The sequence below is a fragment of the Glaciihabitans sp. UYNi722 genome (assembly GCF_040549465.1).
In the GTDB taxonomy this organism is placed as follows: domain Bacteria; phylum Actinomycetota; class Actinomycetes; order Actinomycetales; family Microbacteriaceae; genus Lacisediminihabitans.
This window is the reverse complement of record NZ_JBEPTL010000014.1, coordinates 79,415-90,939: the sequence shown is the minus strand read 5'-3', so window position 1 is coordinate 90,939 and position 11,525 is coordinate 79,415. Positions and strand designations below refer to the sequence as shown.

Annotated in this window: 8 protein-coding genes and 2 pseudogenes; 5 read left to right on the top strand and 5 right to left on the bottom strand. The window is 62.9% G+C overall.

Features of this window, described 5'->3' with window-relative positions:
• Positions 1-662: 662 nt before the first annotated feature.
• The 4 genes and pseudogenes from ABIB56_RS11675 to ABIB56_RS11660 form a co-directional block, all read right to left on the bottom strand.
• Positions 663-1,243 (bottom strand): annotated as a pseudogene (locus ABIB56_RS11675) (recombinase family protein).
• 209 nt (positions 1,244-1,452) lie between these two features.
• Positions 1,453-2,721 (bottom strand): sugar ABC transporter permease, encoded by a 1,269-nt coding sequence (locus ABIB56_RS11670; RefSeq protein WP_354569381.1) that lies wholly within the window; start codon positions 2,719-2,721, stop codon positions 1,453-1,455.
• Entirely contained in the window at positions 2,721-3,545 is an 825-nt protein-coding gene (locus ABIB56_RS11665) for an ATP-binding cassette domain-containing protein (RefSeq protein ID WP_354569380.1), read from the bottom strand. The genes ABIB56_RS11670 and ABIB56_RS11665 overlap by 1 nt, the downstream gene beginning before the upstream one ends.
• Positions 3,546-3,650: 105 nt before the next feature.
• Positions 3,651-4,727, bottom strand: a complete 1,077-nt coding sequence (locus ABIB56_RS11660) for a substrate-binding domain-containing protein (RefSeq protein WP_354569379.1) — start codon at positions 4,725-4,727, stop codon at positions 3,651-3,653.
• A gap of 134 nt (positions 4,728-4,861) precedes the next feature.
• Here ABIB56_RS11660 and ABIB56_RS11655 point away from each other — a divergent pair, with 134 nt between their 5' ends.
• The 5 genes from ABIB56_RS11655 to ABIB56_RS11635 all read left to right on the top strand — a co-directional run bounded on the left by ABIB56_RS11655 (position 4,862) and on the right by ABIB56_RS11635 (position 10,494).
• Positions 4,862-5,731 carry a DeoR/GlpR family DNA-binding transcription regulator gene (locus ABIB56_RS11655; protein ID WP_354569378.1) on the top strand — a complete coding sequence of 290 codons (870 nt, stop codon included), beginning with the start codon at positions 4,862-4,864 and terminating at the stop codon, positions 5,729-5,731.
• A gap of 120 nt (positions 5,732-5,851) precedes the next feature.
• Complete coding sequence (locus ABIB56_RS11650; protein WP_354569377.1) at positions 5,852-6,916, top strand: 2-hydroxyacid dehydrogenase; 1,065 nt, start codon at positions 5,852-5,854, stop codon at positions 6,914-6,916.
• Complete coding sequence (locus ABIB56_RS11645; RefSeq protein ID WP_354569376.1) at positions 6,913-8,367, top strand: FGGY family carbohydrate kinase; 1,455 nt, start codon at positions 6,913-6,915, stop codon at positions 8,365-8,367. The genes ABIB56_RS11650 and ABIB56_RS11645 overlap by 4 nt, the downstream gene beginning before the upstream one ends.
• A 4-nt stretch (positions 8,368-8,371) precedes the next feature.
• Positions 8,372-9,868 carry an FGGY-family carbohydrate kinase gene (locus ABIB56_RS11640; RefSeq protein ID WP_354569375.1) on the top strand — a complete coding sequence of 499 codons (1,497 nt, stop codon included), beginning with the start codon at positions 8,372-8,374 and terminating at the stop codon, positions 9,866-9,868.
• Positions 9,865-10,494: a histidine phosphatase family protein gene (locus ABIB56_RS11635; protein WP_354569374.1), complete on the top strand. Its 630-nt coding sequence runs from the start codon at positions 9,865-9,867 to the stop codon at positions 10,492-10,494. The genes ABIB56_RS11640 and ABIB56_RS11635 overlap by 4 nt, the downstream gene beginning before the upstream one ends.
• 310 nt (positions 10,495-10,804) lie before the next feature.
• On the opposite strand, the pseudogene ABIB56_RS11630 reads toward ABIB56_RS11635, so the two are convergent.
• Positions 10,805-11,521 (bottom strand): annotated as a pseudogene (locus ABIB56_RS11630) (AMP-binding protein); the annotation flags it as partial.
• Positions 11,522-11,525: the final 4 nt, after the last annotated feature.

Genomic DNA, 11,525 nt, shown 5'->3' with positions numbered 1-11,525 from the left:
AACATCATCGCCCACCCGCAAGGATTAACACGGGAACGCCAAAAATCGTCCAAAACACGCCGAAGACAATGAAATAAACACGACTGTAGTACTAGTGGTCTGCGGTGGGTGAGAGGGGTCGTATCGGCCGAGCTGCAACCCGAATAGTGCATTGATTAACCTCAAGAACATTCCCCCTAATGCCTCGACAAGATCTAGTCTCATGCGCGGTTTTGAATGCAGAAAGACCCCAAAACGGGGGCGCAGCGGAGAGAACGCGATCCAGCGCAACTTATACGGGGTTGTTGCGCTGGATCACACTGGGCGGACCCAAGGCCAACACCAGTCGGACACGTGTTTCGAGACGGCCGCAATGCCCGGGGGAAAGCCGCGGTCGTCACATTCGGGTATCCCACCGACTTATCGGGAAACTTCGTCGGCGTAGGTAAGAGATTACCCCACGTCCCCCTTTTGGAGGACCGCTTTGAGATTCGATTTGGACCCCACTTCGGGGCACATGGCGCTCAGCGCTCCTACCGTTCGGACTGCAGCGCAGAAGGTTCCCAAGTGAAACGGCGCACAGCAGACTCGGCCATCGGATCGCATGGCCTCGGATTGACGGTTCCGGTTGTCCCGTTGCAGGATTATTTGGCTCGACAACGGGAGCCGGCAGATGTGTTCTTTCAGTGGTCGACGGATTGTCGTTGAACGGTGCGGTAAACCGTGGAGCGGGCGACGTTGAACAGCTCTGCGAGCTTGTTCGTGGAGTGCGTGCCCGCGCGGTGCACCTCCATCAGGTGACGTGCTGCGCCATCGATATCTTCGGTTGTTTGCCGCGCAGGTGGCCTTTCGCTTTGGCCACTTGCATTCCTTCGCGTGTTCGGGCGCGGATGAGGTCGGATTCGAACTCGGCCACCATTGCCAGGACGTTGAACAGCAGCCGCCCGACCGGGTCGGTCGGGTCGTGGACGGATCCGCCGATGCTGAGTTTGACGCCTTTGACCGTCAGTTCGTCGACGATGTCTTTCGCGTCCCGGAGGGAATGGGCGAGTCGGTCGAGTTTTGCAACGACGAGGGTGTCGCCGTTTCGGCAGGCGGCGAGTGCTTCGCGCAGGCCTGGGCGCGCTCGGTTGGTGCCGGTGAGTCCGTGGTCGGTGTAGATCAGGTTCGATCGAACGCCGAGGGCTTCCAGGGCGTTGCGTTGGGCGGTGAGATCTTGCTCGTTCGTGGACACGCGTGCGTATGGGATCAGAAATTCATTCATAACTGGAAACGGTCCTCGTTCGCCGATCGAGAGGTCAAGAACAATCGCGGTATCGGTCTCTAACCGGGCACCTGTCTCAGGCAGCCCAACCCGACAATTGGTCTCCGTTCAAGGACCCGATTTCGCGTCCGTTGACCGTCCTCTACCGGAACCGGACAGCGGTCGGTGCCCTGACGACCGGCTCGGCGACTAACTGTGACGCGGCTGCTTCAGGCCCGTCCGTGTGAGGTGCGGGATCGGCGGGAGATCGAGTCGAGGGTGACCGCGAGCAATAGCACTATGCCGGTGACGATGAATCGGAATGAGGAGTCGAGGTTGAGTAGCGTGAGCCCGCTCGAGATGGACTGGATGACGATTATGCCGAGCAACGCCGCGAAGGCGGTGCCGCGCCCGCCGAAGAGGCTCGTGCCGCCGATCACGGCAGCCGCTATGGCGTTGAGGTTGACGTCTCCCGTGCCGCTGCTCTGGCTCGCGGAAGCGAGCCGGGATGCGGCGAGGATTCCGCCGACCGCGGCGAAGGTGCTGCAGATCATGAATACCGAGGTGTAGACCCAGCGCACGTTGATGCCCGATCGGCGAGCCGCCTCGACGTTACCTCCAACGGCATAAACAGACCGTCCCCATTTGGTGCGGGTCAGCATGTAGTGCATCACCAGCACGAGAGCGACGAAGAACACGAACATCCAGCCGACTCCGCGCGTGATGTTGAGGTAGTAGGCCACGAGGCCGAGAACGACGAGTAGCGCGACGCTCTGAGCCGCGATCAGTCCGCTCGATCGCGCCGAGAGCCCGGCCCGACGGCGAGCCCGCGCGTTGGTGAAGCCGATTAGGAACAGACTGCCGGCGGCGAATACGACCAAGACGTAGGAGAGGATCGGCGGCACGAAGGCGAGCTGCGCGAAGTACACCAACGGGGAGTCGAAGGGGATGTTGATCGTACCATTGCCCTTGAGCACGAACAGCTGGAGTCCGAGGAAGCTCAGGAGGCCGGCAAGGGTGATGACGAAGCTCGGAACACCGAACCGGTTGAAGATCTGGCCGTAGGCGAAGCCGATCAACGTGCCGACGAGCACGGCGACGATTACCGCCACCGCAACATTCCAGCGCTGATTCACGAAGAGGATGCCGAGGATCGCCGACGAGAGGCCGCTAACCGATCCCACCGAGAGATCGATCTGCGCCACGAGCAGTACACAGACGATCCCGAGCGCGATGACTCCGACAGCCGAGGATTCCATGAGCAGGTTCACCAGGTTGGCGCTGGAAAGGAACCCCGGGTTCAGAATCTGGAGGATGGTCCAGATGACCGCGAGCCCGAGAACGACCGGAAGGACACCCAGGTCTCCACCCCTGATCTGGTCGATGGCAGCCGATATCCCACCTCGAAGACCCGAGCGGTCTCGAAGGCGTTCATCCTGCTGGTCGGTGGGTCGGCTGGCCGGTTCCACCGGGTTCGTGTTGGTCGGAACGGTGCTCATCAGGAGATCTCCAGATCGGATTTGGGCGCCGTTCGCAAGTCGACCTGAGCGGTTCGGCGAGTGACGGCATTGTCGGTTGCACCGGTGATAGCAGCGATGATCGTCTCGGGCGAGACGTCGCCAACGCGAAACTCGCCGTTGTTGCGCCCGAGTCGCAGCACGATGACGCGGTCGGCAACGGCCTGGACGTCGGCCATGTTGTGGCTGATCATGATGACCCCGAGCCCGCTTTCGCGAAGCCGCTCCACGAGGTTGAGCACCTCCGCGGTCTGTGCGACGCCAAGGGCGGCCGTTGGTTCGTCGAGAATGATCACCTTCGGGTTGCCGACCAGCGAGCGGGCGATGGCCACAGTTTGGCGTTGACCGCCGGAGAGTGCCGCGATCGGGATGCGCACGGAAGGGATCTTCGCGGAAAGCTGCCGGAGCAACTCCCATGAGCGCACTTCCATGGCGACCTCGTCGAGACGACCGGGGCGCAGTTCGCGCCCGAGAAAGAGGTTATTGATCACATTCAGGTTGTCGCACAGGGCGAGGTCCTGAAAAACGGTGGCAATTCCCAGGTCGAGTGCGGCGGTCGGCGTCGGGATGGTCACCGCCTTCTTTTCGAAGTGGATCACCCCCGAGTCGGGTAGGTGCACCCCCGAGAGAACCTTGACCAGTGTGGATTTGCCGGCACCGTTGTCGCCGACGATCGCGACGACCTCGCCTGCGGCCACCTCGAGACTGATGTCGGTGAGCGCGGCGACAGCGCCGAAGTTCTTGCTGACGTTCCGCAGCGAGAGGATGCTCGTCTCTGTGGTCGGATCGATTGTGCTTGTCGGCATGGAAACCTCACTTGCTTCTCGCCGTTGAGTATGAATCTGGGGCAGTTTCGTGATGGACGCTACCGTCTCGCCCACTCGGGCGAGACGGTAGCGATGGAGCTGGTGTTACTGGATTCCGGCAGTTGCGCAGGCGGCCGCGTAGTCGGCGGTGCATACTTCGGAGGCCGTCATGATTTTGCTGTCGAACAGGATCGCCTTGATGTTGTCGATGGTCACGACATCCGGGGTGAACAGTTCGGATGGGGTGTTATACAGCTTGGTCTTGGCCGCCACCTTGTCGCCCTTCGCCAGGGAGTACGCGACCTTGGCCGCGGCATCCGCAACGATCTTGATCGGCTTGGAGATGGTGTTGTACTGGTCGCCGGCGATGATGCGCTGGGCCGCAGCCACCTCCGCGTCATTTCCCGTCACCGGTGGAACCGTGGTGACGCCAGCCGCTTTGAAGGCGGCGATGGTGCCACCTCCCGTTCCATCGTTGGCAGCGACCACACCGGTGATCTTGCTACCGAACTGGGTGATTTGGCCGCTCACCCAGTCCTGGGCGTTCTGCGGCTTCCAATCCGGGGTGTCGAACTCGGCGAGTATCTTGTGGTCGCTCTTGTCGACGGCGTTGTGGATGCCCTTCTTGATGAGGCCGGCCGCCGCATCCGTCGGTGATCCATTGACGATCAGGATCTCGCCGCCTGGCGCATCTGTGTCCAGCTTGTCCATCAGCGACTGGGCGATCTTCTGGCCGATACCTTCGTTGTCGAACGAGACGTAGTAGTCGGCCTTCTTGTCGGGGATCGGGCGGTCATAGGCGATGATCGGGATCTTCGCCGCATTGGCCGAGTTCACGATGCTCGCCGCTCCCTTCGAGTCGACGGCATCGATGACGATGGCGTTCACACCTTGCGCGATCGCGGAGTTGGCCTGCTGCTGCTGCTGGTCGGCACTCGCGTTCGCGTTCGAATAGATGACCTTGCACTTCGGGCAGAGCTTCTTCATCTCTGCGACGAAGAGCGGCTTGTCCTGCTGCTCGTACCGGGTCGACGCAAGGTCAGGCATGAGGAACGCGATCTTGTAGGCGCCATCGGCCGGGGCAGCGCCGGTTCCGGTTTGCTGCACACACCCGGTCAGGGCGAGGGCGGCGATGCCAGCGGCTACTGCGGCCACCGACAGCCGTGAATAGATTTTCTTCATTGAATCTCCTTGGTGGTGGGTTCACCGTCGGCGACGACGGCACACGGGTTTTGGGACTGATTCGCGGCTGAGGACCCGACGATTCATTCAACTCGGTGATAATAACATTAAAGACGTTATTTAAGTCAAGCGCAATGTTATTTTGCCACATCTCGAAAGTCACGACCAGTATTATCGAATCGGGCACCAACCAGCCCGGCGACGAGGGCGATGTGAGTGGCACCGGATCGAGTCGCCTGTCGCGAACCGCGCGCCAGCGCCGCATCGTCGACCACCTGGCCGGCGTGCCAACCGCGACGGCGGCGGAACTCGCCACGCTCACAGGGATGAGTCTGATGACCATCCATCGCGATATCGACGATCTCTCGCGGCGCGGCATCCTGAGAAAATTCCATGGCGGTGTCTCCGGACTGCCGACGACGGTATTCGAGAGCAGTTCCGACTTCCGTCTGCAGACCCAGTCGGTGGCCAAGAGCGCGCTGGCCAAAGTCGCGCTCTCGATGGTGGAACCCGGGATGTCGATCATGCTCGACGACTCGACAACGGTGCTGTCGCTGGCCAGGCTTCTCAACGAGTGTGGTCCCCTCACGGTGATAACAAATTACCGACAGGTGATCGAGGAGTTCCGGGAGAACGATGAGATTCGCCTTATCGTGGCGGGCGGGCAGTACTCGCGTTCTCACGATTCCTTCATCGGCATGCCGAGCATCTCGTCGGTCGACGCGTTCGCCGTCGACATCGTATTCCAGTCCACCTCGACGATGAGTACCGAGATGACATTCCACCAGGAGCAGGACATCGTGCTGATGAAGCGCTCGATGCTCAGTTCCGGCAGTCGACGCGTCCTGATGATGGACAGCACGAAAGTCGGGCGGACCTCCCTGCACCGCTACGTGCCGGTGAGCGACTTCACGGATGTGATTCTGACCGACGACGTCGACCCCGAGATGGTTGAGAAGATATCCCAGCGCGTGCGCGTGCACCTCGCCAGCACAAATGGGTGACGAGTGACGGCCAAGCTAACGTCGAGGTTGATATTATTACCATGCGTCATGTTACTATCGGCCATCGGGTAATGGCGCTCTGACCGGCCAACGCCCGCCTGACTTCAGAAAGGCAGCCGAATGACGCGCATTCTCGCCGCGGGCGATTACTTCGTCGCACCGGAACTGTTCATCGACGCGATTCGCGACGCCGTCGGTGAGACCACAGACCTCGATTTCTCCTCCCTGACTCTCGAATGGCCACTCGAGCCGTTCGGTCGTGTGGGAACCGTGGATGAGGCGAGCGGAAGCATCCCTTCGCTGATCGACGCTCTCGATGGCGTCGAAGTCGCCGTCACGCAGATGGCGGCGTTCAGCCGGGAAGTATTCGACCACACCCCGGAGCTTCGCCTCATCAGTGTCTGCCGGGGTGGGCCGGTGAATGTCGATCTCGCCGCGGCGACTGCGGCCGGTGTCATCGTGTCTTTTGCGCCGGGACGGAATGCGGTTGCTGCCGCAGAATTCGCGATCGGTCTCATGCTGGCGGCGATGCGACGCGTCGTCACCTCAGACAGCGAATTGAAGGCCGGCCAATGGCGGGGAGATTACTACACCTATGAGAACGCCGGGCTTGAGCTCGACGGTGCAACGGTCGGCCTCATCGGCTATGGCGCCATCGGCAGCATCGTTTCTCGGGTACTGCGCGCTTTCGGTGCGACAGTGCTCGCCCATGACCCCTACGCGAATGCCGCCGCCGTCGCTGCAGACGGCGTAGAGCTCGTGGAATTGCCCGACCTGCTCCGCCGAAGTTCGGTGGTCAGCCTGCATGCTCGCTTGACCCCGGAGACCCATCACCTGCTGAACGCGCAGAATCTGGAGTTGTTGCCCCGCGGCGCGATACTGGTGAACAGCGCGCGCGGGGGACTCCTCGACTATGCGCCCCTGCCCAAAATGCTGGCCTCCGGTCGTCTCGGTGCCCTGGCGATCGATGTCTATGACATCGAGCCTCCTCCGCCGGAATGGCCGCTTTTCTTCGCGCCGAACGTCGTGATGACCCCGCATCTGGCCGGCGCTACTCGCCAGACGGCCCAGCGAGCCGCCCTCATCACCGCCGCCGACATCGCCCGCTACCTGGGCGGAGAGCGACCACGTGCCGTCGCCAACCCCGAGGTGTGGAATGTCCTCGGCGAATCGGGTGCCCGGTGATCATCGGAGTGGACATCGGCACCTCGATGACCAAAGCCTCAGCCATCAACCACGACGGCACGGTCGGTGCCACCGCCAGTATGCGTTCGCTGCTCGAGCAGGGGGAGGGCGGTCGGGTCGAACAGGACCTGGACAATGTGATCGCTTCGGTCTCTTCCGTTGTGCGAGAGATCGCGAGTTCTGCAAAGGAACCGATCGAGGCGGTGGCCATCACCGGTCAGGGGGACGGCCTCTGGTTGCGGGACGCGGCCGGCCGCGCGGTACGTCCACCGATCTCGTGGATGGATGCGCGCGCCTCGGCCATCGTCGACGAGTGGAATACTGGCGGAGCCGACAGCGTGTCGGATCGAGTCTTCCGGCTCACCGGATCGGGCCTCTTCCCGGGTTGTCACGCCGCTCTCATCGCCTGGCTCGCGGCCAACGAGCCTCACTCTCTCGCCTCCGCCGCCGTTGCGGGATACTGCGTCGACGCGGTCATTCACTCTCTCACCGGTATCCTCACGACGGATGCTTCGAACGCCTCGCTCCCGTTTCTCGATGTGCGCACCCGCGAATACGTGGACGAGGCGCTCGCGCTGTGCGGCATCGCCGAATGGCGACACCTGCTCGCCGCTCCGGCCGAGTCGGACACCGTCTTCGCGCTCGATGAGCACGGGGCAGAACTGCTGGGGTTGCCGCTCGGAACGCCGGTAACCGGCGGACCCTATGACCTGCAGGCGTGTGGATTCGGATCCGGCACCACTCGTGCGGGCGAGGGCACCCTCGTGGTCGGAACCACACTCAGCTGTCAGGTGCTCACTGCCGACACGACGATCGATCCCGCATCGGAACCGGCCGGGATGTGGCTGTGCACCACCGACCGGGAACTCTTCCTGCGGGTGATGCCCTCAATGGTCGGCACCGCGAGCATCGATTGGTTCGTCGAGCTCTTCGCGCTCGCGCCGAAAGACGTGAACGACCTCATTCTGCAGAGCCCCCCGGGGGCGAACTGTGTCGAAGTACTGTCATTCTTCTCTCCATCCGGCGAACGGGCTCCATTTGTGGAGCCCTCCGCTCGAGGTCAGTTCACCGGTCTCGACCTGCGCACGACCCGAGCCGACCTCATACGCGGACTCTGCGAGGGCCTCGCCTATGCCGCGCGCCACTGCTTCGAGGAGATGGGACTCGACGGAGAGGTCTCCGCCTGCGGGGGCGGACTGCAGTCCGAAGCCTGGACCTCGATTTTCGCCGACGTGCTCGGCCGCCCACTGCTCATCCCGACTGACGCGGCCGTCGGTGCGCGCGGTGCAGCCATGATCGCCTGGGCCGGACTCGGACGCCCCGTCGACGAAGACCTTTGGAGATCGCAGCGCCGCCGGATCGAACCGGATGCGAGTAGAACAGCCTTCTACGACGAGGGATACGCGCGCTATCGCGAGCAGCTCGACAGCGCGCGTGCGCTGTGGAAATAGAGCTGTGGAACTGACTGCCCTCTGGGTCGGCATCGATCTCGGCACCCAGAGCGCGAAAGTGTCGGTCGTCGATGATGTCGGCGTCGTCGCAGCGTCATCGTCGATGCCTCTCTCGAGCCAGCGACACGGCGATCGCCACGAGCAGGATCCGCACGACTGGATTGCCCAGGCGACGGCGGCACTGTCCGCCGCTCTTTCCTCGCTTCCTTCGGTATCCCTCGCCCGCGTTGCCGGGGTATCCCTCTGCGCGACATCGGGCACGATCACGACGGTGGATGACTCGGGCCGGCCACAATCTCCCGGGATCATGTACGACGACGCACGGGCCGGTGCTCTCGGGCCGGAAGCGAATGCAGCGGATCCGGCGCGGTGGGCGAGGCTCGGTTACCGTATCCAGCCCACCTGGGCCTTGCCGAAGATTGCCTGGCTTGCTCGAAGCGGTCTGCTCTCCGACGGTCGCTACCTGGCGCACCAGGCGGACGTGCTCGCATCGGCAATCGTAGGAACCCGGGTTGCCACCGACTGGAGCCACTCGCTCAAATCGGGATACGACCTGCTCGCGCTCGAGTGGCCCGTCAGTGCGCTGAGAGCACTCGGCATCGATCCCGCGACAATGCCGAGCGTTGTTGCCCCCGGGACAGAACTCGGTGACTCGAGCGCAGAATGGGCGGAGTCCACCGGACTTCCCGCGGGAACCCCCGTGTTTGCAGGAATGACGGATGGCTGCGCTGCTCAGCTGGGTGCGGCGACGCTCGGTCTCGGTGACTGGCACACCGTTATCGGCACGACGATGGTGCTCAAAGGCGTGACTGACCACATAATCTCCGACGGGGCAGGTGCCGTCTATTCGCACCGCGCACCCCATGGCGGGCTGTGGTTCCCTGGCGGTGCCTCAAGTGTCGGAGCCGGAGCCATCTCAGCCTCGCTGCCGTCGATCGACTTGATCGGTGCCTCTGACCGGCTAAAGAGCCGCGTGGAAGGATTCGACTCGATTCCTACGAGCTATCCGCTCGCGGGGACCGGTGAGCGATTCCCCGTAATACGCCCGGATGCGCGGGGGTTCGTCCGCATCGGCGGTCGTGATCACAGCCTTGTCGAAGCCGCTCGCACGCTCGACCCCGACCTCCTTCTGGCATCGATCATGCTCGGCGTCGCCTGCGTCGAACGACTCAGCCTCGACCTGATGGCCCGCGCCGGAGCCGCGGTCGGCGGAACCCTGAGTTCGTCAGGGGGGGGCACGAAAAACGAATGGTGGACGCAACTGCGTGCCGACCTACTCAAGCGCCCCATCACTATTCCCCGATCGTCCGAGGGATCGATCGGCATGGCCATCCTCGCCGCCTGGGCGGGGACGGTTGGCGCCACACTGCCCGAGACCGCGTCGCGCATGTCGATCATCGGCCGGGTCGTGGAGCCGCAGCCGACATCATCGGCAGCCTTGAACGATCGCTACGACGCATTCGTCGCCGAACTCATTTCGAAAGATTGGATGTCTGCATGACGATCCTCTTCCTCGTGCGCCATGGCGAGACCACCTCGCATGCCGAGAATCGTTATGCCGGCAGTTCAGATGTCGCTCTCACCCCCCTCGGCCTCCTTCAGGCGGAGAGGCTTGCGCTCTGGGCATCGAGCCAGCAGATCGACGCGATCTTTGCATCCGATCTCTCACGGGCCGTGATCACCGCGACACCGTCGGCATCAGCCCTCGGGCTGGCGATCAGCGTTAACTCTGCCCTGCGCGAGGTCGACTTCGGCCAAGGGGAAGGCCTCACATCCGCGGAGATGATGGCCGCATTCCCCGACATCGCCGCCCAATTCGTCGCCCACCCCGCAACTTCACCGCTGCTTGGAGGGGAGTCGGGAGTGGATGCTGTGGCGCGGGCATGGAAAGCGCTCGAGCAGATCGCCGCCGAGCATCCCAGCGGAACTGTGTTGGTAGTCATGCACTCGACTCTTATGCGATTGATCCTGTGCCACGCGCTCGGGATCCCACTTGATCTCTACCGCTCAGTGTTTCCCGTCGTGCTCAATGTGGGCATCACAACACTGTCCTGGACGGCCAGCGGCATCGCGATGCTTGGCTACAACGTGCCAGTGAACTGGGCGCCTACCCGCGACACCCCCTAATCGCCCCATCTGGCGGATTCTTTCGAGGTACACCGCAGGGCTAGCACCTGACTGATGCGATTGGAACGATTAGGTGCCGCGTCAAGGGTTCGTTCGTCTTCCGGGCATTTGAGATCGACATTCACGGCCTCGAATATCGCGCCGAAAACCTCGAAAATCAATGCCCATCTGCCTTGGTCTCCGATATGGACAAGATGATTGGCACAGACTGCCCATTAGTGCATTCACTTCGATGCTGCGCTGGCCCGACAACGCGGCAATCTCGACGGACAACTCACTTGTCAATCGTACAGATTGAATGGCAACGGACACCGGTGCGGCGCACCACGAGCACGTGCTCGATCGCGTTGTCGCCGGCGACCGCGTCATCCGCGTTGGCCTTGACCGCCACCGCTTTGCCACGGCGGAACTTGCCATCGGAGGTGACGAGCAGTTTCGCTCCGGTGTCTTCGACCCGGAAGCGGAGGGCCTCAGCCGAGAAACCGCCGAAGACCAGGGAATGGATGGTGCCGAGACGGGCGATCGCGAGGGTGATGACTATCGTCTCGGGAATCACTGGCAGGTAGACAACCACCCGATCGCCCGTGCCGATACCCAGCGCGGTCAGCGCATTGGCGGCTTGTGTAACCCGGCGCTGCAACGTGGCATAGGTGATGGTCTCCCGGTCGCCGGGCTCGCCCTCGAAGTCGATCGCCACCGTGTCACCGCGGCCGGCATCGACGTGGCGGTCGACGCAGTTGACAGCGACGTTGAGCTTGCCACCGAGGAACCACTTCGCCTCGGGAACAGAGAGCACGGGTTCACCGTCGGCATCCGACTCGCCGTTCGGTGTCGCCGGCTTCCAGCTGTGAGCCGTGTGCCACGGCTGCGCCCAGTCGAGGCGTGCTGCCTGGCGTTCCCAGTAGGCCACAGGGTCGGCCGCGGCCACGCGCGATTCGTCGGCGTCGACATTGGCGGATGCCGCGAAAGCGGGCGTCGGCGGGTAGCGACGGTTCTCGCTCAGCAGGTTGTCAATCGTCGCGCTCACGTCT

What these genes read in the sequence shown, in the direction of transcription:
- ABIB56_RS11670 (WP_354569381.1), bottom strand. Translation starts at nt 2,721, where the DNA reads ATGAGCACCGTTCCGACCAACACGAACCCGGTGGAACCGGCCAGCCGA.
- ABIB56_RS11665 (WP_354569380.1), bottom strand. Translation starts at nt 3,545, where the DNA reads ATGCCGACAAGCACAATCGATCCGACCACAGAGACGAGCATCCTCTCG.
- ABIB56_RS11660 (WP_354569379.1), bottom strand. Translation starts at nt 4,727, where the DNA reads ATGAAGAAAATCTATTCACGGCTGTCGGTGGCCGCAGTAGCCGCTGGC.
- ABIB56_RS11655 (WP_354569378.1), top strand. Translation starts at nt 4,862, where the DNA reads ATGTTATTTTGCCACATCTCGAAAGTCACGACCAGTATTATCGAATCG.
- ABIB56_RS11650 (WP_354569377.1), top strand. Translation starts at nt 5,852, where the DNA reads ATGACGCGCATTCTCGCCGCGGGCGATTACTTCGTCGCACCGGAACTG.
- ABIB56_RS11635 (WP_354569374.1), top strand. Translation starts at nt 9,865, where the DNA reads ATGACGATCCTCTTCCTCGTGCGCCATGGCGAGACCACCTCGCATGCC.